16 protein-coding genes and 1 tRNA gene are annotated in these 21,885 nt (G+C 65.7%); 11 read left to right on the top strand and 6 right to left on the bottom strand.

Features of this window, described 5'->3' with window-relative positions; all coding sequences use genetic code 11:
• The first annotated feature begins 138 nt into the window (after positions 1 to 138).
• The 6 genes from rho (at position 139) to ACFDR9_RS05520 (ending at position 8,807) form a co-directional block, all read left to right on the top strand.
• On the top strand, positions 139 to 1,401 hold the full coding sequence (gene rho, locus ACFDR9_RS05545) for a transcription termination factor Rho (protein WP_035787757.1): 1,263 nt from the start codon (positions 139 to 141) through the stop codon (positions 1,399 to 1,401).
• Positions 1,402 to 1,617: 216 nt separating this feature from the next.
• Positions 1,618 to 1,887 carry a type B 50S ribosomal protein L31 gene (locus ACFDR9_RS05540; RefSeq protein ID WP_017877510.1) on the top strand — a complete coding sequence of 90 codons (270 nt, stop codon included), beginning with the start codon at positions 1,618 to 1,620 and terminating at the stop codon, positions 1,885 to 1,887.
• A gap of 90 nt (positions 1,888 to 1,977) precedes the next feature.
• Positions 1,978 to 3,702, top strand: coding sequence for an ArnT family glycosyltransferase (locus tag ACFDR9_RS05535; RefSeq protein ID WP_409030338.1), 1,725 nt, complete (start codon positions 1,978 to 1,980; stop codon positions 3,700 to 3,702).
• Positions 3,703 to 3,849: 147 nt separating this feature from the next.
• A complete protein-coding gene (locus ACFDR9_RS05530; protein ID WP_409030337.1) occupies positions 3,850 to 4,791 on the top strand; it encodes a choice-of-anchor A family protein in 942 nt (313 codons plus the stop codon).
• 370 nt (positions 4,792 to 5,161) lie between these two features.
• Positions 5,162 to 7,108 (top strand): AAA family ATPase, encoded by a 1,947-nt coding sequence (locus ACFDR9_RS05525; RefSeq protein WP_409030336.1) that lies wholly within the window; start codon positions 5,162 to 5,164, stop codon positions 7,106 to 7,108.
• Between the two features lie 91 nt (positions 7,109 to 7,199).
• A complete protein-coding gene (locus ACFDR9_RS05520; protein WP_409030335.1) occupies positions 7,200 to 8,807 on the top strand; it encodes an alkaline phosphatase D family protein in 1,608 nt (535 codons plus the stop codon).
• 46 nt (positions 8,808 to 8,853) lie between these two features.
• On the opposite strand, the gene ACFDR9_RS05515 is transcribed toward ACFDR9_RS05520, so the two are convergent.
• Positions 8,854 to 10,530: an AMP-binding protein gene (locus tag ACFDR9_RS05515; protein WP_409030334.1), complete on the bottom strand. Its 1,677-nt coding sequence runs from the start codon at positions 10,528 to 10,530 to the stop codon at positions 8,854 to 8,856.
• 116 nt (positions 10,531 to 10,646) lie between these two features.
• Positions 10,647 to 12,608 carry an APC family permease gene (locus ACFDR9_RS05510; RefSeq protein WP_409030333.1) on the bottom strand — a complete coding sequence of 654 codons (1,962 nt, stop codon included), beginning with the start codon at positions 12,606 to 12,608 and terminating at the stop codon, positions 10,647 to 10,649.
• A gap of 148 nt (positions 12,609 to 12,756) precedes the next feature.
• Between ACFDR9_RS05510 and ACFDR9_RS05505 the strand changes: the two genes are divergently transcribed.
• A tRNA-Leu gene (locus ACFDR9_RS05505) sits at positions 12,757 to 12,843 on the top strand.
• A gap of 166 nt (positions 12,844 to 13,009) precedes the next feature.
• Here ACFDR9_RS05505 and ACFDR9_RS05500 read toward each other — a convergent pair.
• Positions 13,010 to 13,918 carry a LysR family transcriptional regulator gene (locus ACFDR9_RS05500; RefSeq protein WP_409030332.1) on the bottom strand — a complete coding sequence of 303 codons (909 nt, stop codon included), beginning with the start codon at positions 13,916 to 13,918 and terminating at the stop codon, positions 13,010 to 13,012.
• A gap of 149 nt (positions 13,919 to 14,067) precedes the next feature.
• On the opposite strand from ACFDR9_RS05500, the gene ACFDR9_RS05495 reads away from it, so the two are divergent.
• Positions 14,068 to 14,685, top strand: a complete 618-nt coding sequence (locus tag ACFDR9_RS05495; RefSeq protein WP_409030331.1) for an FMN-dependent NADH-azoreductase — start codon at positions 14,068 to 14,070, stop codon at positions 14,683 to 14,685.
• A 27-nt stretch (positions 14,686 to 14,712) separates the two neighbouring features.
• Here the strand turns inward: ACFDR9_RS05495 and ACFDR9_RS05490 are convergent, their stop codons facing one another.
• Positions 14,713 to 15,003, bottom strand: a complete 291-nt coding sequence (locus tag ACFDR9_RS05490; protein WP_017877520.1) for a helix-turn-helix domain-containing protein — start codon at positions 15,001 to 15,003, stop codon at positions 14,713 to 14,715.
• Positions 15,004 to 16,296, bottom strand: a complete 1,293-nt coding sequence (locus ACFDR9_RS05485; protein WP_409030330.1) for a type II toxin-antitoxin system HipA family toxin — start codon at positions 16,294 to 16,296, stop codon at positions 15,004 to 15,006. It abuts the gene before it with no gap.
• Between the two features lie 219 nt (positions 16,297 to 16,515).
• On the opposite strand from ACFDR9_RS05485, the gene ACFDR9_RS05480 reads away from it, so the two are divergent.
• Positions 16,516 to 17,421 (top strand): hypothetical protein, encoded by a 906-nt coding sequence (locus tag ACFDR9_RS05480; protein ID WP_157406679.1) that lies wholly within the window; start codon positions 16,516 to 16,518, stop codon positions 17,419 to 17,421.
• A gap of 20 nt (positions 17,422 to 17,441) precedes the next feature.
• Here ACFDR9_RS05480 and ACFDR9_RS05475 read toward each other — a convergent pair whose 3' ends face one another.
• The gene (locus ACFDR9_RS05475) at positions 17,442 to 18,623 is read right to left on the bottom strand and encodes a GGDEF domain-containing protein (RefSeq protein ID WP_409030329.1); all 1,182 of its coding nucleotides are present in this window, start codon (positions 18,621 to 18,623) and stop codon (positions 17,442 to 17,444) included.
• Positions 18,624 to 19,005: 382 nt separating this feature from the next.
• On the opposite strand from ACFDR9_RS05475, the gene ACFDR9_RS05470 reads away from it, so the two are divergent.
• The gene (locus ACFDR9_RS05470; protein WP_409030328.1) at positions 19,006 to 20,277 is read left to right on the top strand and encodes a putative DNA modification/repair radical SAM protein; all 1,272 of its coding nucleotides are present in this window, start codon (positions 19,006 to 19,008) and stop codon (positions 20,275 to 20,277) included.
• Positions 20,253 to 21,758, top strand: a complete 1,506-nt coding sequence (locus tag ACFDR9_RS05465) for a UdgX family uracil-DNA binding protein (protein WP_409030327.1) — start codon at positions 20,253 to 20,255, stop codon at positions 21,756 to 21,758. Before ACFDR9_RS05470 ends, ACFDR9_RS05465 begins: the two co-directional genes overlap by 25 nt.
• Positions 21,759 to 21,885 lie beyond the last annotated feature (127 nt).

The following is a 21,885-nucleotide window of genomic DNA, read 5'->3' as shown; positions in this document are numbered from 1 at the left end:
GTATCATTGGCGGCGTTGCGCCCGCAACGCCGCCTGACTGGCCGGGAACCGGGCCCACCAAGTTCGCCCCCTAATTGACCAACACCACGCAGCTCCCTCCCCTACCTTTACTTCCCGTCTCGGGACACTCAACACACTATGCACTTATCTGAACTAAAGGCCCTACACGTATCCGCCCTCCTGGAGATGGCGATCGGTCTTGATATCGACAACGCGGCCCGCCTGCGCAAACAGGAACTGATGTTTGCCATTTTGAAGAAGCGCGCGAAATCAGGAGAACAGATTTTCGGCGACGGCGCCCTGGAAGTGCTGCCGGACGGCTTCGGCTTCCTGCGCTCGCCCGACGCCAGCTACATGGCCTCGACCGACGACATCTACATTTCGCCGTCGCAGATCCGCCGCTTCAACCTGCACACCGGCGACTCGATCGAGGGCGAAGTGCGCACCCCGAAAGACGGCGAACGCTATTTCGCGCTGGTCAAGGTCGACAAGGTCAACGGCGAATCGCCGGAAATGTCGAAGCACCGCATCCTGTTTGAAAACTTGACGCCGCTGCACCCGAACGAGCCGCTGCGCCTGGAACGCGAAATGAACGGCCAGGAAAACATCACCGGCCGCATCATCGACTTGATCGCGCCGATCGGCAAGGGCCAGCGCGGCCTGCTGGTGGCCTCGCCGAAGTCCGGCAAGTCGGTGATCCTGCAACACATCGCCCACGCCATCACCGCCAACCACCCCGACATCACGCTGATCGTGCTGCTGATCGACGAGCGCCCGGAGGAAGTGACGGAGATGCAGCGTTCGGTGCGCGGCGAAGTGGTCGCCTCGACCTTCGACGAGCCGGCCACGCGCCACGTGCAGGTGGCCGAGATGGTGCTGGAAAAAGCCAAGCGCCTGGTTGAAATGAAAAAGGACGTGGTCATCCTGCTGGACTCGATCACCCGCCTGGCGCGCGCCTACAACACCGTGATCCCGGCGTCGGGCAAGGTCTTGACCGGCGGCGTCGACGCCAACGCGCTGCAGCGCCCGAAACGCTTCTTCGGCGCCGCCCGCAACATCGAGGAGGGCGGCTCGCTGACCATCATCGCCACCGCGCTGATCGAAACCGGCTCGCGCATGGACGACGTGATTTTCGAGGAATTCAAGGGTACCGGCAACATGGAGGTGCACCTGGAGCGCCGCCTGGCCGAAAAACGCGTCTACCCGGCGATCAACCTGAACAAATCGGGCACCCGCCGCGAAGAGTTGCTGATCAAGCCGGACCAGCTGCAAAAGATCTGGATCCTGCGCAAATTGCTGTACTCGATGGACGAGATCGAAGCGATGGAATTCATCCTCGACAAGATGAAGGCGACCAAGAACAACGCCGAATTCTTCGACATGATGCGCCGCGGCGGCTAAGCAACACCGGCCGGCACACCGGGGACAGACCACGATTTCCCGGCAAGATTGCCGGAAAATCGTGGTCTGTCCCCGTTTTTACATTTGCCAGCACGGCGGCGGCGCTGTATAATCTGCGGTTGCATTATTTAACCCCCGGCAAGTGATCGGCAATCGGGTCAAGAAGTACGGCGACCGACGAAGTGCTGTTTGGCTACCAAACTATTAGAGGTACACATGAAAGTCGATACACATCCAAATTACCGCGAAGTTGTCTTCCACGACCTGTCGTGCGATTTCAAATTCGTCACCCGTTCGACCATCCAGACCCGCGAAATGATCACCCACGAAGGTAAAGAATACCCTCTGGTGAAAATCGAGGTGTCGGCTGAATCGCACCCGTTCTTTACCGGCAAGCACAAGATCGTCGACACCGCTGGCCGCGTCGAGAAGTTCCGTCAGAAATTCGGTACCGTGGGTTCGAAAACCCAAGTCGCAGCAGGCTAAGTCTTTGCCGCTTTGCGCAAAAAAAGGCAGCTGCGGCTGCCTTTTTTCGTTGATACTCCGTCTACCCCTTTTTTTGCGCGCCCCTGAACGATGAAGCCAGTCCGCCTTCCCGCCGCCGCCACCCTCGCGCTGCCACGTTGGGCCTTGTTCGCGCTCGGCTTGCTCTACATCCTGCCCGGCCTGATTGGACGCGAACCGTGGAAAAACGACGACGCCGCCAGCTTCGGCGTCATGTGGACGATGGCCCAGGGCGGCCTGCAGGACTGGTTGTGGCCCAACATCGCCGGCTTGCCGGCGCCCGAGGAAGGCCCGCTGACGTTCTGGCTGGGCGCGCTGTGTATCAAACTGTTCGGCTGGCTGGTCGGCGACGTCTTCGGCGCCCGCCTGGCCACCATCGGCATCTTCGGCGGCGGCGTGCTGTCGCTGTGGTACACCGCCTTCAACCTGGGCCGGCGCCCCGACGCCCAGCCGCTGCGCCTGGCCTTCGGCGGCCAGCCCGAGCCGGACGACTTCGGCCGCACCCTGGCCGACGCCGCCGTGCTGATCTACCTGGGCTGCCTGGGCCTGCTCAACCACAGCCACCAGAACACCGCCGAAACGCTGCAAGTGACGCTGCTGGCCTACCTGCTGTACCGGGCCGTGCGCTACGTCGAACTGCCGTCGCTGCGCAACGCCGCCCTGGTCGGCCTGGCGCTGGGCGGCCTGACGCTGGCGCGCGGCTGGGTCACGCCGCTGGCGCTGACGGCGGCGCTGTTCCTGTGCACCCGCTTCCTGCGCCTGCCGGCCTTGCGCGTGCTGCGCGACCTGGCCGCGGCGCTGGCGGTGGCGCTGCTGGTCACCCTGCTCTGGCTGCTGCCGGCCGAGCTGCTGCAACCGTTCGGCGGCTCGCCGCTGGCGCCGTGGCTGGCCTGGAACCAGGCCCAGCTCGGCGCGCCCGGCCTGGCCGGACTGCAATTTTTCTGCCGCGTCGGCATGTGGTTTTTCTGGCCGGCGTGGCCGTTCGCCGCCTGGGCCGTCTACGCCTGGCGCCGCCAGCACCACGTGCTGCACGTGGTGGTACCGGTCAGCTTCGTCAGCATGCTGGCGCTGTTGGCCTTGTGCCACCCGAACCCGGACCAAAGCCAGTTGCTGCCGCTGCTGCCGCCGCTGGCGGTGATGGCCGCGTTCGGCCTGCTGACCATGAAGCGCGGCGCCATCAACGCCATCGACTGGTTCTCGGTGATGGTGCTGACCACCTGCGCCGCCGTGTTCTGGCTGTTCTGGTTCGCCAAGCTAACCGGCTGGCCGGCGCAACTGTCGAAGAACGTCCTCAAGCTGGTGCCCGGCTTCACGCCGGAACTGGAGTTGGTGGCCTTCTTCGTGGCCGCCAGCGCCACCGCCGGCTGGATCGCGCTGGTGCACTGGCGCATCTCGCGCCAGCCCGCCGTGCTGTGGCGCGCCGTGGTGCTGTCGTCCGGCGGCCTGATCCTGCTGTGGGTGCTGATCATGACGCTGTTCCTGCCCGAGCTGAACTACAGCAAGAGCTACGCCAGCGTCGCCCGCCAGATCGCGCAAAAGCTGCCGCCGGCGCCCAACTGCATCGACACCAACGTCGGCCCGGCGCAGCGCGCCTCGTTCGCCTACTATGCGCACCTGCCGTTCGCCGGCATGCAAGGCGGCCATTGCGACGTGCTGCTGCTACAGGACAGCACCAAGCTGCGCGACGACAAGGAAATCGCGCCCCAGTTCCGCGGCAAGCAATGGGTCAAGGTGTGGGAGGGCCGTCGCCCGTCCGACAACTCCGAGCGCTTCCGGCTATACCACCGGGCCGACTAGCCGCTTCCTCCATATCGCCTCATCCCTATACCGCATATTGTTATTAAATAGAAATATTAGTTGATTTGTGGATATAATACGCGGTCTTGTTTCCGGCGCCCCCACCTTATGCCGCCTGAACCCATCAACGCTAATGTGAGTACGCCCATGTCATCGATTTCCTTCGCAGTACGTCTTATCCCGGCCGCCGCGGCCGCCCTGTTTTGCGCCGGCGCCGCCAGCGCCGCCCCGCTCGGCATCGACCTGGGCCCGGCCAACGGCTATTCGGCCTTCATCTTCGGCCAGGTCGGCAACAGCGCCAACAGCGGTTTCCGCGACGTCGAAGGGCGCCTGGCGGCCGGCGGCGATGTATTCCTCAGCGGCTTCTCGGTCGGCCAGAAAAGCCCGGCCGGCGCGCCCATGCTGGTCGCCGGCGGCAACCTGAAGATTGGCACCGGCAACATCGCCAACGGCGGCGCCGTCTACGGCAACAAACTGACGACGAAGCAATGGTTCGCCCCGGGCACTTTCGTCAAAGGCGCGCCGATCGACTTCGCCACCGCCAAGACCCAGTTGAGCACCCTGTCGAACAGCGTCGCCCGGCTCAAGTCGACCGGCACCGTGGTCATTGAAAACAGCGGCTACACCCTGGTCGGCGACAAGAACGCCGACGTCAACGTGTTCAACATCGACTCCTCGTCGCTGCAAAACCTGACGCTGGACACCTCCTCGCTGAAGAGCACCGCGCACATCATCATCAACGACAGCGCCACCAGCATCAAGCTGTCGGGCGGCTACGCCAGCTTCAGCGCCTTCGGCGAGCGCACCCTGTTCAACTTCTCGGCCGCCACCAGCGCCAGCCTGACCACCTACGCCTGGGGCAGCATTCTGGCGCCGCTGGCGCAGTTCTCCGGCAGCGGCCACCTGGAAGGCAGCCTGGTCGCCGACTCCGTCATGGCCATCGGCCAGGGTCATTCCAGCGTCGAAATCGGCGCACTCGGCTTCAAGGGCGTCAGCGTCTCGGCCGTGCCGGAACCGGCAAGCTATGCGATGCTGCTGGCCGGCCTGGGCCTGATGGGCTTGGTGCTGCGCCGCCGCAAGGCGGCCTGAGCGTGCGCCACGGCCGCCGTGGCGAGATGATCGAGAACGACCCGGCCGCGGCAGCGCCCGGGTCGTTTTAATATGCACAACAGTGGCGCGCCGCACAGCTTGTCGAAGCAACTACACTAGGCAAGCACGGCTGTTGCGCGACCAAATTTTTTATGCGCCAGCTCAACACAAAGCGCCCACATAGCGCTATAGTCGGCATATTACGCATTGCCGTACGGCATTGAAATCTTGGCGAAGTGGTATCGGCGGCTTGCGCTGCCTTGCCCGCGCCTGCGCCCCGCCCCGCGCATCTCGTCCGACTATTGCGTCACACAAGCGTCCGCACCCCGCCGCGCCGTCCGCCAGACCATTGCCACTGTTGAGTATTGCTATGCCCACATTCTATAAACTCCAGCTCGCCTTGAAGAACACCTACGTCCGCCTGATGCTCGGCGTGCTCGCCGCCCTCGGCATCGGCCTGGCCACCTATTTCGGCGGCGACGTCGAGCAGGTGGCCATCCCGCTGGTGCGCTCGCAAAACATTGCCGAAATCACCGCGCTGGCCGGCCAGCGCGCGCGCCTGGAATACCTGCTGGTGGCCAAGCCGTTGTCGGAGGCGCCGCGCTATATCTTCAAGTTCAAGGACGCCGCGCAACTGCACGTGGTGAAGGTGCCGAGCACCTCGCATCTGAGCCTGGAGCGCGAAATCCTGCTGCGCAACGGCATTCCGTACGCCATCGCCAAGGACGATTTCCTGGCCTCGCACAAGGCCGTGCTGCAAGACGATGCCGACGCCGGCCCGGTGGCGGCCTCGGCCGCCTTTCTGAAGCGCCACGCCTTCGACATCACCGTCGTCGCGTTGCTGCTGTTCGCGCTCAAGTTCGGCATCCCCGGCATGGGCATGAGCACCACCGTCATCACGCCCGACCAGCTCAAGGGCAGCATGGACGACTTGATCGGCATGGACGACATCAAGCAGGAGGTGCTGCACCTGGAGGACATGATCCGCCACCGCAGCGTGTACCGCTCGCACAACATCGACAAGCCCTTCAACGTCATGTTGACGGGGCCGGCCGGCACCGGCAAGACCAAGCTGGCCGGCTACCTGGCCAAGAAGCTGAACCTGCCGCTGATCCAGGCGTCCGGCTCGGCGCTGGAATCGGGCTACATCGGTGGCGGCTCGAAGGCCCTCAACGCGCTGTATCGCAAGGCTTGCGCGCGCGGCAACTGCATCATCTTCCTCGACGAGGCGCAAACGCTGTTCATGCCGCGCGGGCGCGGCGAGAAGAAATGGGAGGACGACACCGCCAATACCCTGCTCGGCCTGCTCGACGGCGTCAAGAGCGACCAAGGCAGCGGCGTGATCTGGGTGGTGGCGTCGAACTTCGACGACGCCTCCAGCCAGATGGACGAGGCGATGTTGCGGCGCTTTTCGGTGAAGATCAATTTCCGCCTGCCGAACAAGGCCGAGCGCGCCGAACTGCTGCGCAGCTTCCTCGGGCGCAAGCAGGAAGGCTGCGTGGCCTGGGACCGGCTCGACCTGAACCAGGTGGCCGACATCACCGCCAACCTCAGCCCGGCGCTGCTGGAGTCGGTGGTCGACCGCGCCAGCATGATCGCGATCCAGGACAAGGCCGTGATCGACACCGACTTGATGTTCCGCGCCTTCGAGCGCTCGACCATCGGCCTGACCGACCGCGCCACCACGGCCGAGAAGGCGCTGCAGCGCGAACGCATCGCGCTGCACGAGCTGGGCCACTTCTTCATGCAGATCGACCCCTATTTGCGCCAGGGCTTGAGCTTGGCCGAGGTGAAGGAAAAGTCGCACCTGCTGAAGATCAGCACCGAGTCGGTCTCCAAGCTGAACGCGCTGGGCTACGTGCTGTCGGCCGGCGACGACCTGTCGCTGCGCACGCTCGAGGAGATGGAGCGCGACGTCATCCAGCTGTACGGCGGGGTCGCCGCCGAGGAGCTGTTCTACGGCGCCCGCGGCATCTCGGTGGGCAGCCAGAACGACATCCAGAAGGCCACCGCGATGCTCGACATGATGGTCAACCGGCTGTCGATGTACTCGCGCTCGAAGATCGACTACAGCCAGTTCAAGCAGGACGGCAACGGCGAGCACACGCTGCGCCAGGTCGAGGCCAAGGCGGACGAGCTGTACAGTTACACGCTGGGGGCCATCGGCGACTACAAGGCCGTCATCGCCTCGCTGAAAACCGAGTTGCTGGAGCGCTACGTGCTGTCCAAGGACGCCATCTTCGCGCTGCTGGAGGAACGCATGGAAATCGACATGCCGGGCGGCTTCACCGCGCTGGCGCTGGCCGAGGCGGCGTAAGGCCCTGCCGCCCGGGCGCACCGCGGGCGGATTCATGGCGCTGTCATAATCGCCCCCTACACTCGTGGACAATTCCACCACGAGGCTAGCCATGACATCATCCATCTCACGCCGCCGCTTCCTGTCGCAGGGCGGCATGCTGGCCGGCGCTTCGGCGCTGGGCGGCGCGCTGCTGCTGCCCGGCTGCGGCGGCTCCGGCGCCGCGCCGGCCGTGCTGCCCAGCGAAGCCGAACGGCCCAAGCTGCCCTCCGGCATCCAGTTCGGCGACGTCACCGGCGAGCGCGCCGTGATCTGGAGCCGCAGCGACCGCAACGCCCAAATGATCGTCGAATACGACACCACCGAGCGCTTCGCCAACGCCAGCCGCATCGTCGGCCCGACCGCCAGCGAGGCCAGCGACTTCACCACCCGCGTCGACCTGAGCGGCCTGCCGGCCGGGCAAACCGTCTTCGTGCGGGTGCGCTACGTCGACCCGGACAACGGCCGCATCGAAAGCGAAACCGTGTCCGGCCAGTTCCGCACGCCCCCCGCCGCCGACGGCAAGCGGCCGCTGCGCTTCCACTGGAGCGGCGACACCGCCGGCCAGGGCTGGGGCATCAACAGCGAGTTCGGCGGCGTCAAGATGTACGAGGCGATGCGCCGGCGCGATCCGGATTTTTTCATCCACAACGGCGACACGATCTACGCCGACGGCCCGATCCAGGCCCGCACGCCGGCCGAGGACGGGCGCATCTGGACCAGCCTGGTCACCGAGGAGGTCAGCAAGGTGGCCGAGACGCTGAAGGAATACCGCGGCCGCCACGCCTACAACACGCTGGACCTGAACTTCCGCAAGTTCGCCGCCCAGGTGCCGCAAATCTGGCAGTGGGACGACCATGAAGTGACCAACAACTACAGCGGCTCGAAGGACTTGTCGGCGGACCCGCGCTACACCGAGAAGAACGTCGCGACGCTGGCCGCGCGCGGGCGCCGCGCCTTCCTCGAATACGCGCCGATGCGCTACTACAAACAGGCCGAACCGCAGCGCATCTACCGCAGCCTGTCGTACGGCCCGCTGCTCGACGTGTTCGTGCTCGACATGCGCAGCTACCGCGGCCCGAACAGCGCCAACCTGCAAAGCGTCGACAACGCCGACAGCGCCTTCCTCGGCACGGCGCAGGTGGACTGGCTGATCGCCGAACTGGCGGCGTCGAAGGCGACCTGGAAAGTGGTGGCGGCCGACATGCCGATCGGCCTGCAGGTGGGCGACGGCAAGGACGCCCAGGGCAACGCGCGCTGGGAGGGCAGCGCCAACGGCGACCACGGCGCGCCGTCGGGGCGCGAACTGGAAATGGCCCGTCTGCTCAAGGGCGTCAAGGCGGTCAAGAACGTCGTCTGGATCACCACCGACGTGCACTACTGCGCCGCGCACTACTACGACCCGGCCAAGGCGCAGTTCAGCGACTTCGCGCCGTTCTGGGAATTCGTCGCCGGCCCGATGAACGCCGGCTCCTTCGGTTCGGGCAAGCTCGACAAAACCTTCGGCCCGACCGAGGTGTTCGCCCGTTCCCCGGTGCTACAGAACTCGTCGCCGTTCGCCGGCTTCCAGTTCTTCGGCGAAGTGAGCATCGAGCCGCAGACCAAGGCCATGACGGTGGAACTGCTGGACCTGAACGGCGTGTCGCAATTCGCCCAGACCATCCCCGCCGCTGGCGTGTGAGCCGAATGGCGTGAAGTCAGGCCGCTTCGGCGTTTGCCGGCGGCGTTCAGCCGCCCAGTCCCAGCTCGCCCGCCACCTGCTGGCGCAGGATGAACTTCTGTATCTTGCCCGTCACCGTCATCGGAAACGCCTCGACGAAGCGGACATAGCGCGGCACCTTGTAGTAGGCGATCTGGCCGTCGCAAAAGGCGCGGATCTCCTCGGCGTCGGCCCGCGCGCCGGGGCGCAGGATGATGCAGGCGCACAGCTCCTCGCCGTACTTCGGGTCCGGCACGCCGACGCACTGCACGTCCAGCACCTTCGGATGGCGGTACAAAAACTCCTCGACCTCGCGCGGATAGATGTTTTCGCCGCCGCGTATCACCATGTCCTTGGAACGCCCGACGATGCTGCAAAAGCCGTCGGCGTCGATCACCGCCAGGTCGCCGGTGTGCATCCAGCGCGCCGCGTCGATCGCCTCGCCGGTCTTCTCCGGGTCGCCCCAGTACCCCCGCATCACCGAATAGCCGCGCGTGAGCAACTCGCCCTTTTCGCCGCGCGGCACGATGCGCCCCCCGGCGTCGACGATCTTCACCTCCAGGTGCGGATGGACCCGGCCGATGGTCGACACGCGCAGCGCCAGCGGGTCGTCGACCGAGCTTTGGAAGCTGACCGGCGCGGTCTCCGTCATGCCGTAGGCGATGGTGATGTCGGCCATGTGCATCAGTTTGACCACGCGCGTCATCACCTCGATCGGGCACGGCGAGCCGGCCATGATGCCGGTGCGCAGGCTCGACAGGTCGAACTCGCCGAACGCCGGATGGTCGAGGATGGCGATGAACATCGTCGGCACGCCGTGCAAGGCGGTGCAGCGCTCGGCCTGCACGGTGTCCAGCACCGCCCTGGCGTCGAAACCCTCGCCCGGATACACCATCGCGGCGCCGTGCGTGACGCAGGCCAGGTTGCCCAGCACCATGCCGAAGCAATGGTAGAGCGGCACCGGAATGCACAGCCGGTCGACTTCGGTCAGGCGCATCGCCTCGCCGATGAAAAAACCGTTGTTCAGGATATTGTGGTGGGTCAGCGTGGCGCCCTTGGGCGCGCCGGTGGTGCCGGAGGTGAACTGGATGTTGACGGCGTCGTCGAACTGCAGGGTGGCGGCGACCTCGGCGAGGCGCGCCAGATCGACGGCGCCGGCCGCCTCGGCCACGGCGTCGAAATTATGCATGCCCGGCGTGTGTTGCGCGCCCAGCCGGATCACGTGGCGCAGGTGCGGCAGGCGCGGCGAGCGCAGATCGCCGGCGGCGCAATGGCGCAGTTCCGGCGCCACGTCTTGCAGGATCGCCAGGTAGTCGCTGGTCTTGAAGGCGGGCGCCAGGATCAAGGCGCTGCAATGCACCTTGTCTAGCACGTATTCCAGCTCGGAGCGGCGGTAGGACGGGTTGATATTGACCATGATCAAACCGGCCTTCGCCGTGGCGAACTGGGTCAGTACCCACTCGCTGCAATTTTGCGACCAGATGCCGACGCGCTCGCCCGGCTGCAAGCCCAGCTTCAACAAGCCGGCGGCCAGCCGCTCGACCCGCGCGTGGAAGTCGCGGTAGCTCCAGCGCACGCCCTGGTGCGGCACGACCAGCGCCTCGCGTTCGCCGTGCCGCAGGGCCACGGCGTCGAGGTAGGCGCCGATGGTGGCACCGATCAACGGCGTCTGGTGGGCGCCGTGTACATAACTAAGCTGTTGCATCCGATCTCCTTGTGACGGCGGCGGGCGCGGCCTTTGCGGCCGCGCTGCGCGCTCTGATAGGGAAATCATAAGCTTTTTTGCTGACGCGGGGATTACGCCGCCAAACGCGGCCCTTTTTACACCTTCATCGGCAGTATCACCATCTGCAAACCCTCCAGATGCAGGCGCCGCTGCACCGCCAGCGCGGCCTGGTTGTGCAGCAAGCGCGTGAACCAGTTGTCGGTGGCGAAAATGAGCTTGCTGGTGAAGAAGATCGCGTTCGGGAAGTCCTCGCTGATGTCCTCGCACAGCCGCGTCACCTCGTCGACGGCGTCGGTGCCGAAGCCGATGTAGGAGGCCGACGCCATGCCGTGGCTGTGGCAAAAATCGACGAAGAATTCGAGCGTCTTGGCCGCCTCGCTGCGCATCTGCTCGAGCGCGCCCTCGCCGCCGTAGGCGTGCGAATCGACCGTCCTGGCGTTGACGAAGATGAAGTTCTTGAAATGGCCGGGGAACATGCGCTGCACCCACAACAGCGCGTGCAGACCGCCGCCGCGCGAGGTGCCGACGATGAACACGGCGGTCTGGTGGTCCGGGTCCGGCTCGATCGGCTCGGCGCCCGGCCCGAACGGCTGGGCGGCGAAAACCTCGTCGACCGAATGGATGGCGCGCTTGGTCTGGCCGTAGTGCTTGCGAATGACAATGCACAGCGCGGCGATGGCGGCGATGATGACGGCGGTAGCCCAGCCGCCCTCGGCGAAGCGCTCGAACACCAGGATCACCAGGATGCCGGCGCAGATGACGAAGCCAACCAGCGACAGCAGCAGGCGGCGCAGCCAGTGCGTGCCCTCCTTGCGGTTGCGCATCCAATACAGGCACAGGCCGAACAGCGAGATGGCGAAGGTCAGGAACACCGAAATCGAATACAGCACCACCAGCAGCGTCACGCTGCCGGCGGTCCAGAACAGGATCGCCAGCGCGGCCAGGCCCATCACCAGGATGCCGTTCTGCGTCACCAGCCGGGTCGACAGGTAGCGGAACTTGTGCGGCACCCACGAATCGGCCGCCATGTTCGACAGCACCGACGGGCCGCCCAGGAAGCCGGTGTTGGCGGCCACGAACAGCAGGCCGGCCTCGAACGCCAGCACGATCACCAGCAGCACCTGGTTCACCAGCGGCCCGCCCAGGTCCATGCTGGCGATGATGCTCTTGAAGGTCGAGGCGTTGAGCGTCTCGCCCGGCGTCGGTTTGGCGTCCCACAGCAGGTACAGCAAGATAATGCCGCCGGCCGTGAACGCCAGCGACAGCGCCATGTACAGCATCGTCACCTTGCCGGTGCGCACGCGCGGCTCGGCCAGCAGGTTGACGTTGTTCGACACCGCCTCCAGGCCGGTATAGGTGCCGCCGCCCTGGGAATAGGCCAGCAGCAGCATGCCGGCCACGCCGGTCCAGCCGATGCTGCTGGCCAGCTCGGTGGTTTCAACCAGGGTGTTGGGAATCAGCTCGGGCAGGTGCGAGGCGTGCGCGACGATGCCGTAGACGATCAGGATCAGGTGGGTGGCGACGAAACCGAGGAAAATCGGCAGCAGGATCTGGATCGCCTCTTTCAGGCCGCGCAGGTTCATCACGATCAGCAAGCCGATGAAGAACACTTCGGCCCACAGCTTGTAGGGCTGGAAGCCGAGCGGCAGGAAGGAGGCCAGCGCGTCGACCCCGGAGGCGATCGAGATGGCGATCGTCAGCACGTAGTCGAGCACCAGCGCGCAGCCGGAGATCAGCCCCATGTAGGGGCCGACCAGCTTGGTGGCGACGCGGTAGCCGCCGCCGCCGGTGGGGAACAGCTCGATCACCTGGTTGTAGGCCAGCGCGATGATGAAGACGGTGACGGCGGTGGCGATGGCCATGTACAGGCCGAGGTGGGCGTGACCGCCCAGCGCCTTGAAGGTTTCCTCGGGGCCGTAGGCGGACGAGGACAGGCCGTCGGCGCCCAGGCCGACCCAGGCCAGGAAGGCAACCAGCGCCATCGAGTGGCGGGTTTCCACTTTCATCGGATCGAGCGCCTTGCCGAGAATGATTTCGCGGATTTTCTTGTTTTTCATGCGTCTGGGCGACCGGCAAAACCGGCACAATGCTTAAGGTAGCCGAGATGATACGCCGATTCCCCGCGCATGGAATACTTGTTAAAGTATACAAATTTTGCGAAAACTTGCCGAATTACCGTAAATCAGTGATAATGCGTCTCGCGTTGCCGGGATGGCGGAATAGGTAGACGCACGGGACTCAAAATCCCGCGCTGGAAACAGCGTGCCGGTTCGATTCCGGCTCCCGGCACCACTAGACAAAATCGAGAAATACCGAAAAAGCCATTAAATCCAATGTAATCAAGGGTTTAGCGGCTTTTTTCTCGCCTGTACATTTCATCATCCCCGGTACGCGGGAATCACAGACCATCTTACCCAACGCTTCCACCTCCCCGCCCGTCTGTTTTTGTAGCCGTAGCTCAGCCGGGCGTGGGCGGCGATAGTCGTTGCCTCAGGTCGTCAAGCAACCAGCGTCCCGCCCGCCCGAGTGCACGACTACGCTTGTGGGCCGCATAGATCGCCAGCCCTTCCTTAGGGCTTGAGTCCGCGTCGATCTGAAGCAACGTTAAGTCCCCCTTCGCAATCAAGCCGGCGACAAGATGTTCGGGCATACGGCACCAGCCGAAACCGGCGATGAGAAAGTCCAGGCGCCGGCCAAGGTCGACGAAGCGCCACAGTCTCGAACTCGACAGTCCGTAATTAGCGCCAGCGGGATCAACAGGGTCGGACAGTACCAGCTGAACGTGCCCTTCCAAATCGTCCGGCGCCACCGGACGCTCCAGCAAGGCGAGTGGATGTCCGGGCGCCACGACCGGCAGCATACGCACGCGTAGCAGCGGATAGGCGGTGACGTCGTCGGGAACGGCTGGAAGTAGCAGGCAGATGCCGATTGCCGCCGAATCGCTGCGCAGGCGCCTCAGCGAACCGCCTAGCCCTTCGGTTGAAAAACTGACAGGCAGGCTGGGGAATGTTTCGCTAAGGGCGGACAAACTATCGATCAACGGCGCCGTGGGAACCAAGGGGTCGATTGCAATGACGAGTTCCGGCTCCAAGCCGGAACGGGTACCCGTGGCCACCGCCTCGAAGCGGGCAGCGCTGGCAAGAACCAAGCGCGCTTGCTCAACAAGAACCCGACCAGTCTCTGTCAAAGTCGGCCGATGGCCGCTTCGGTCAAACAGCAGGACACCCTGTGTTGCCTCAAGTATCGCGACCGCCTGGCTAATAGCCGACTGTACCCGATGCAGGCGGCGGCCGGCGGCGGAGAAGCTGCCGACATCGGCGATCGTCACCAGAACACGCAACTGGTCCAGTGTAAGGCTTCCAATCACGGCATGCTCCGCATTCAATGTACATCGATAAAAGTGATGGATCGTATCATATTTTAATCGCTGCCAAACATGGAGCTTCCCCGATATATTGGTCCCGGGTAATCCCATTGTGCCTTTATCTGTAGTGTTCTTTCGGAAGGAAATTTTTCATGACTAAACTTTTAGTAATTGAAACCAGCCCGCGGGGCGACCACTCGATCTCCCGCAATATGACTCGTCGTTTCGTCGCGGATTGGCAGGCCAGCCACGTCGATGGCGAAGTCGTCGAACGCGACTTACTGAACACTGACTTGCCCTTCGTCACCGCAGCTTGGCTCGACGCCTATTTCACACCTGTGGATCGGCATTCGTCCGACATGAAAGACCAGTTGCGGTTGTCGGACCAGCTCGTCGCGGAATTGCTCGCCGCCGACCACCTCGTCATTGCAACACCGGTCTACAACTACAACATTCCCGCCGTGCTCAAGGCGTGGGTGGATCACATTGTTCGAAAGGGATTAACGCTCGGCTTCGATGGACGCGGACTCTTAATCAATAAGAAGGCGACAGTGCTCATGGCATCGGGAGGCGTGTATACCGAAGGCTCGCCAATCCGCGACCGCGACATCGCCAGCCAATATCTACGCCTCATCCTTGGTGTGATCGGCATTGTTGACGTGACGTTCATTGCAGGCGGCGGAGCCAAAACTGTTGATTTAGGCGAGGAAACCATGGCAGGCTTCGTGGCGAAGTTGGCTCCCGCCCTCGAACAAGCGGCGACGAACTGAACGCCAGGCGATAAAAAAGGCGGCGCGTCAGCGCCGGCGCGGCTTGGCCGCGGCGCCCGGCGCCATGCCCATCGGCCGCAGCAGCTTTTCGGCGGTCGCCAGCGTCGGACTGGACTCTTCGCGCTCGATATCCTGCAAGGTCCGCGCCGACACGCCGCACAACTGCGCGTACTCCGCGATGGTGAAGCGCAGGGCCGTGCGGATCTTCCTGATCACCGCCGGAATCGGCAGGCTGGGATCGCTGGCGAGTTCGTCGGCCAATGCGCGGCGCGCCTGCAGCTCCTCGCTCGGCGAAAGCGGCTTGAAGCGTTTGTCCATCTAGATTTTCTCCAACTGCGACAGAACATTTTCAAGCGTCTTGTCCAACGGCCTTAGAAACTGTTCCTCTATCCCCAGCGCGCGCGCATCGGCAAAGAGCGTTGCCAGCGGCGCGGCGATCATCCGCACGCTGGCGGCCACGGCGGCGCGGTCCACCTGTGCCGCCGCGCAGGCCTGGTCGATGGCGCTGGCCCACACGGGCGAGCCGCCATCATCGGCTTGCCATCGAATCCGCCTGGCTATGCCATCGGGGTGCAACCACATCGGGGCAAAATCAAACAGCGGCGTCAGGGACACCGCGCCGTCGTGCCTGCGCCGGATGGCGGTGTTGCGGGCATGGTTGTCCTTGTTGCCCAGCGCGATGTTGGCGATGTCGCGTTTGAGATACTCGATCACCTCGCGCATCGGATCGGTCGCCGCTTCACCGAGTAGCCGGCACACCTCGTTGTGCGAAGGGGCCGCGCCGAATCCGCCGATGCCGCACAGCGAAGCGACGCTTTCCTGGGCGTAACGCATCACGCGCCCGCCCGCCACCTCCCGATCGAAGCGCGGGATGAACAAGGCGCGTTCGCGCAAGGCAAGGTCGGCATAGACATTCAGTCCCAACCCTTTCGCCAGACGCATGTACGGCGCCTCCAGACGCAGGATGTTGGCCAATGACTGGTCCGTACCTCGGCCAAACTTCACGATGAAGTGTTCTTGCGCCTGCTCGTCCGGGAGCGTGTGGTCGAGGTAGAGCAGACCGTCGCGCGCCCGTGTGAGGAGGATTTTTGGCCACTCGCCTTGAACGCCAGATGATCCCGCCAGGAATAAACCTTGTTGCGCCAGGTACTCGTTGAAATCGCCGGCCCTGGATGCCACCTCGCCCACGGTGAATCCACGGGGCGCGTCGCCACTGCGCGCGGCGACCCACTCGTGCGCCTCCTTGACCCTGACGTTGCCGATAGGGTTGCCGGCACCCGCGCACAGCAGCGACCAATCCGCGGCTGGCCCGACAGCCTCGCCTCTCCCCAGTTGCTTTAAGAGTTCAGCTCGCCCATAGCCTTGGGGCAGTAAGTCGATCAGGAAAGGCGGCCAAGTCTCGGCAGGATAGGTGCTCAAATCGACCGGGAGGTTCACCGACAGCGCCGCCGCGTCGGTTCTGCCCCAATACGCCATCGCGTGCTTGGGCAGGTAGATCAGATACGTGGCGGCATCCACCCCGCGCGCAGGGTCGCCGACCATGTCGAGCGCCGCGGCGTCGCGCCAGGCATCGTCGGTGAAGATCTGAAGTGTGCAGGTGGTGGCATCCATATACACAGGATACTAGCATTAATATCGACTCATACCCGAATACTCATGATAGAAGAGTGCTTAAGTGCGGCCAACTGAGGGCGGCAATCATGCGATACATGACAAATTATCTGATTAATAATTCGTGCCCTCCACAGCCTGCATTAAACTCTACGACTATAGCCGACCCAGCATGCGTTTTGGGCGCTCCCCCATAACTTAAAATCAGGCACTCATTACATGCAGCAATCTCCCATTTATCATGTGCGCTCCGGGCGCGTCGGTCCGCTGGCTCCCTTGTACGTCCTCTTCGCCGGCGGAGCGGGCGTTGCCGCGTCGGCCGCGCTGTACGCCGTGGTCATCCATTACAATCCCTTCATCTATTTTTCGTTTCTGGCGACGCTGATCTTCGGCGCGCTGATCGGCATAGCCGCCAGTTCCGCCGCGCAGGCCGGGAAGTCGCGCTCGCTGCCCTTCAACCTGCTCGCAACGCTGGTGCTGGTGGCCTTCGGGCTGTGGGCGTCGTGGCTGCTCTGGATCGCCTTGACGCTGGATCGCGGCGGCGCGACCGCCAGCCAGCTGGCGCTGGCCGATGTCGCGCAATGGCAGGCCTTTTTCGACTGGCTGGCGGAGCACTACCGCACGTCCATCAGCCGTCACATGGGCGCGGGCACGCCGTCCGAGCCGGCGTCGGCGAACCAGATGCTCTGGCAATGGGGCCTGGAAGCCGCGCTGGTCGCGCTGGCGGCGCTGTTTAGCGCCTGGGTCGGCACCGGCACGCGCGTGTATTCGGAACGCTGCGGCGGATGGGCCGAGCAGGCGCTGAAACTCGAAGTGGATGGCCACGACACGGCCCCGGCAGCGTTGCGCGCGGCATTCGAACGCGGCGACTTCACGCAACTGGAGCAGCTCCTTGCCGTCGATGCCGGCGCGCCGCGCGAAACGGAGCGCTGGAAGAGCTTCGAGCTTGAACTGATTGCCGAAACCGCCGACCCGACCCTGCGCGTGCTGAACCTGGACGCCCTCGACAACCATCTCGATGCGAAGGGCAAGCTCAAGCAAAGCCGGCAGACCGTGGTTGAGCGACTGCTGCTGCCACCCGCGGTCTACGACGCGCTGATGCGGCGCCTGCGCCCGTCCACCTGAACGGAACCGACGCGGCTGCCTCAGGAAGCGCTAGCTGGCTCCAGCTCTCGCCCCTGCGCGTCGAGCGTGCGCGCGCGGCCCAGCGCCTTCGCACCGTACAGCGCGACGTCGGCGCGCCGCAGCATCGCCTCCAGCGTATCGCCGGCGCCCACGCGCGTGGCGACGCCGGCGCTGTAACTCAGTTGGTGGCCCAGCTGCTCCTGCGCCGACGCGGCCAGCAGCGCGCGCAGGCGCTGGTCGAAGGACTGCGTGGCGGCGTGGTCGGCGCGGTTCATCAGCACGCAGAATTCCTCGCCGCCGTAGCGGCAGAGCACGTCGCCGGTGCGGCTGACGGTTTGCAGCGCGACGGCGAAAAAGCGCAAGGCGCGGTCGCCGGCCTCGTGGCCGTGGCTGTCGTTGATCTGCTTGAAGTAATCGAGGTCGAGCATCAGCAGCACCAGCGGCTGGTCGTAGCGCACGCTGATGGCCAGGTCGAGCTTGGCCTGCACCAGCCAGGCGCGCCGGTTGAAGACGCCCGTCAGGCCGTCGAGCGTGGCCAGCAGTTGCAGCCCGCGCGCCGCCTCGTCGCGGTGCGCCAGCAGGATGCCCGCCAGCGACAGCATGGAGGTGACGTTGGCCACCAGCCCGAAGGCGATGTTGACCGGGTGCAGGGTCAGGAAGGTCGGAAACTGGTCGGTAAAGAAGGCGCCCAGCACGCCGCGCCAGGCCGTCACGATGGTCTGCGCCAGCAGGGCGACGACCAGCAGCCAGCGCCAGCGGCCCACCGGCACCAGCGGCTTGCGCCACAGCGTCGCCGCCACCATCGCCATTTGCAGCGCCAGCAGGCCGTTGGCCCAGCCGACCCGGAACGCGTAGCTGGAAAAGCCGATGCCGTAGCCGAGCGTGAGCAGCACGGCGATGGCCGCCGGCGCCCGCGACGACGTGGTGCGCCCGCACCACAGGTCGAACGCGACGGCGTTCAGCGCCATGCCGCCGGCGATGCCGGCCATCGCCAGCGTCGACAGCGCGCGGTCGGCCCAGGAGCCGGCGTCGGTCAGCCCGGAACCCAGCAGTAGCGCCCAGCCGACCGCGCCGGCGAAGATGCCGGCCTGGGCCCGGCGCGCCGCCGTGTTGACCTCGCCCATCACCGACGGCAGGGCGACGGACATGACCAGCATGTTGAGCGTCAGGGCGAATAGCAGGGAGGCGATGTCGGTCGGCATGGGGGCGAATGGGGCGGGCTTGGGCGGCCGTCTTGCGGGCGCGTTTCGGACGGGCAGCGGGAGCGTTGTCTGCTACTGGATTGGGCCTCGGCCATGCCAGGTTCGACACCAGAACGGGAGTATAACGCAAGCGTAACGCGGCATTGACGTTTTGCCCGGGAGAATTTTACGTTGGATGTATGCCATGGATGTTGTTGCTGTGCCCATGCTCCCGGCGGCCGGAGCGAGCGCGTGGCAGGTCGGATGAGCGACGGCGTAAGCCTGCTCATCGCCCGCCGCCGGACAGGCAAAAAACGCCGCCGTGCACGGATCGAAACGGATCACACCGGCGACGCGAATCGGCGTACCATACTGTATATTCATACAGTAATTAATTATTCCCATGGAACTGACCGACAAGCTTGAAATTCTCGCCGACGCCGCCAAATACGACGCCTCCTGCGCCAGCAGCGGGGCGCCCAAGCGCGGTTCGGCCGGCCTGGACGGCTTCGGCGCCACCACCGGCATGGGCATTTGCCACAGTTACACGCCGGACGGGCGCTGCGTGTCGCTGCTGAAGATTTTGCTGACCAATTACTGCGCCTACGACTGCCAGTATTGCGTCAACCGGCGCAGTTCAAACGTGCCGCGCGCGCGCTTTTCGGTGCGCGAGGTGGTCAAGCTGACCACGGACTTTTATTTCCGCAACTATATCGACGGCCTGTTCCTCAGTTCCGGCATCATCCGCTCGGCCGACTATACGATGGAGCAACTGGTGCAGGTCGCGCGCACCTTGCGCGAAGTGCACCAGTTCCGCGGCTACATCCACCTGAAAACCATCCCCGACGCCGACCCGGCCCTGATCGCCGCCGCCGGCCGCTACGCCGACCGCCTGAGCGTGAACATCGAACTGCCGACGCAGGCCGGCATCGAGCGCCTGGCGCCGGAGAAAAACCTGCACACCATTAAGCTGGCGATGGGCGCGATCCGCCGCAAGCTCGACGAAAAGGCGCAGGAGCCGGGGGCGCCGGCGTTCGCCCCGGCCGGCCAGAGCACCCAGATGATCGTCGGCGCCGACGCCAGCGACGACCGGCAGGTCCTGGCGACGGCGGAAACCCTGTACGGCAGCTACAAGCTCAAGCGCGTCTATTATTCGGCCTTCAGCCCGATCCCGCACAGCCCCGACAGCGTGCCGCTGCAAGCGCCGCCGCTGCTGCGCGAACACCGCCTGTACCAGGCCGACTTCCTGCTGCGCGCCTACGGTTTCCAGGTGCACGAGCTGTTGCCGGCGGCCGGCAACCTGGCGCTCGACATCGACCCCAAGCTGGCCTGGGCGCTGGCGCACCGCGAGCACTTTCCGCTCGACCTGAACCGGGCCGGCGCGGCGATGATCGCGCGCGTGCCCGGCATCGGCGTGCGCAACGCCAAGCGCCTGGTCGAGCTGCGGCGGCTGCGGCGCATCCGCTACGCCGACGTGAGCCGGCTGCGCTGCAGCATGAAGAAGGCGGCGCCGTTCATCGTCACCGCCGACTATTCGCCGCCGCAGGGGGCCAGCTCGTCCGAGCTGCTGCGGCGCGCGCTGGCGCCGGCGCCCCAACGCGGCCCGCAGCAACAGGCGGCGCAACAGCTGGCGCCGCAACAGTTAGACCTATGGCCGGCGCCGCAAACAAGCTGACGCCGCCGGACGCGGTCGCCGCCGTGAGCGCCGGGCAGCCGGTGCTGGCGCAGTGCTTCGAGCAGTGGCGCGACGCGGCGCGCCAGTTGCTGGCGCACGACATCGCGCCGCACGCGGTGCAATGGATCAGTCGCCCCGGCGACGGCGACCTGCTGGCCGGCATCGACGACGCCGTCGCGCGGCCGCGCGCGCCCTGCCCCGCCGCCGGCGCGGTGCAACTGCCGCGCCGGCTGGTGGACCTGCTGCAAACGGCCGCGCGCTTCCGCGCCGACGCGCGCTGGGCATTGCTGTACCGGGTGGTGTGGCGCTGGCGGCGCGGCGAACGCGACGTCATGTCGGCCGCCGACCCCGACGGCGCGCGGCTGCACGCGATGGTCAAGGCGGTGCAGCGCGAGCAGCACGACATGCACGCCTACGTGCGCTTTCGCGAACGCCCCGAGGCGGCCGAGGCGCCGCGCTTCGTCGCCTGGTACGAACCGGTGCACGACGTGCTGGCGCAGGTGGCGCCGCATTTCGCCGCGCGCATGGGCGGCGCGACGTGGATGATCGCCACGCCCGAGGCGACCGTGATGTGGGACGGCGCCGCGCTGCACAGCCTGCCGCCGCGGATGCGCGGCGCCGCCGACGTCGACGACGCCGGCGAGGCGCTGTGGCTGACCTATTACCGTAGCATCTTCAATCCGGCGCGGCTGAACCGGCGCCTGCTGCACAGCCACATCCCGGCGCGCTTCTGGAAAAACCTGCCCGAGGGCGCGGTGGTGCCGGCGATGCTGGCGCAGGCCGCCGCCGGCGCCCGCCGCACCGGCCAGGCGCCCGGCGTGGCCGAGCGCCCCGGCAGCGTGGTGCGCATCGCCGCCGGCGGCGCCGGGCCGCGCCGCGGCGGCGGCGACGGCGACGGCGCGCTGGCGCAGTGCCGCCGCTGCGAGCTGTGGCGCCACGCCACCCAGGCCGTCGACGGCGCCGGCCCGGCCACGGCGCCCATCATGCTGGTCGGCGAGCAGCCGGGCGACCAGGAGGACCTGGCCGGGCTGCCGTTCGTCGGCCCGGCCGGCGCCGTGCTCGAACGCGCGCTGGCGCTGGCCGGGCTGGCGCGCGACGCCGTCTACATCACCAACGCGGTCAAGCATTTCAAATGGGAGCCGCGCGGCAAGCGGCGCCTGCACAAGACGCCGGCGCAGCAAGAGGTCGACGCCTGCCGCGTCTGGCTGGAGCGGGAGATCGAGCGCGGCCAACCGGCGGTGGTGGTGGCGCTGGGCGCGACGGCGCTCAAGGCGGTGCTGGGCGACGCCGGCGCCACGCTCAAGCAGGCGCTGGGCCGGCCGCTGCGCCACCAGGGCCGCTGGGTGCTGGCGCTGTACCACCCGTCCTACGTGCTGCGCCTGCCCGACGCGGCCGCCAGGCAACAGGCGCTGGACGTAATCGTCGCCGGCTTGGCGCGGGCGCGCCAGTTGCGCGACGGGCGCGACGGGCGCGACGGCTGACGGCCGGCGGCGCCGCCGCTGGTGCGGGAACGCAACAACACGCGTGCAGGACTTGTTTCCCAGGGGAAATGTGTTATGGTGGTTTCTAGACCGAAGCATTTGTTATCCACCCGTCCCGCCGTCGCCC

Source organism: Janthinobacterium sp. CG_23.3, from assembly GCF_046115965.1.
In the GTDB taxonomy this organism is placed as follows: Bacteria; Pseudomonadota; Gammaproteobacteria; order Burkholderiales; family Burkholderiaceae_D; genus Janthinobacterium.
Note: the sequence above shows the minus strand (reverse complement) of the source record. Positions and strands in the feature narration are given on the sequence as shown.

What these genes read in the sequence shown, in the direction of transcription:
- ACFDR9_RS05470 (WP_409030328.1), top strand. Translation starts at nt 19,006, where the DNA reads ATGGAACTGACCGACAAGCTTGAAATTCTCGCCGACGCCGCCAAATAC.
- ACFDR9_RS05510 (WP_409030333.1), bottom strand. Translation starts at nt 12,608, where the DNA reads ATGAAAAACAAGAAAATCCGCGAAATCATTCTCGGCAAGGCGCTCGAT.
- ACFDR9_RS05495 (WP_409030331.1), top strand. Translation starts at nt 14,068, where the DNA reads ATGACTAAACTTTTAGTAATTGAAACCAGCCCGCGGGGCGACCACTCG.
- ACFDR9_RS05520 (WP_409030335.1), top strand. Translation starts at nt 7,200, where the DNA reads ATGACATCATCCATCTCACGCCGCCGCTTCCTGTCGCAGGGCGGCATG.
- ACFDR9_RS05535 (WP_409030338.1), top strand. Translation starts at nt 1,978, where the DNA reads ATGAAGCCAGTCCGCCTTCCCGCCGCCGCCACCCTCGCGCTGCCACGT.
- ACFDR9_RS05530 (WP_409030337.1), top strand. Translation starts at nt 3,850, where the DNA reads ATGTCATCGATTTCCTTCGCAGTACGTCTTATCCCGGCCGCCGCGGCC.
- ACFDR9_RS05515 (WP_409030334.1), bottom strand. Translation starts at nt 10,530, where the DNA reads ATGCAACAGCTTAGTTATGTACACGGCGCCCACCAGACGCCGTTGATC.
- ACFDR9_RS05485 (WP_409030330.1), bottom strand. Translation starts at nt 16,296, where the DNA reads ATGGATGCCACCACCTGCACACTTCAGATCTTCACCGACGATGCCTGG.
- ACFDR9_RS05475 (WP_409030329.1), bottom strand. Translation starts at nt 18,623, where the DNA reads ATGCCGACCGACATCGCCTCCCTGCTATTCGCCCTGACGCTCAACATG.
- ACFDR9_RS05540 (WP_017877510.1), top strand. Translation starts at nt 1,618, where the DNA reads ATGAAAGTCGATACACATCCAAATTACCGCGAAGTTGTCTTCCACGAC.
- rho (WP_035787757.1), top strand. Translation starts at nt 139, where the DNA reads ATGCACTTATCTGAACTAAAGGCCCTACACGTATCCGCCCTCCTGGAG.
- ACFDR9_RS05490 (WP_017877520.1), bottom strand. Translation starts at nt 15,003, where the DNA reads ATGGACAAACGCTTCAAGCCGCTTTCGCCGAGCGAGGAGCTGCAGGCG.
- ACFDR9_RS05525 (WP_409030336.1), top strand. Translation starts at nt 5,162, where the DNA reads ATGCCCACATTCTATAAACTCCAGCTCGCCTTGAAGAACACCTACGTC.
- ACFDR9_RS05480 (WP_157406679.1), top strand. Translation starts at nt 16,516, where the DNA reads ATGCAGCAATCTCCCATTTATCATGTGCGCTCCGGGCGCGTCGGTCCG.
- ACFDR9_RS05465 (WP_409030327.1), top strand. Translation starts at nt 20,253, where the DNA reads ATGGCCGGCGCCGCAAACAAGCTGACGCCGCCGGACGCGGTCGCCGCC.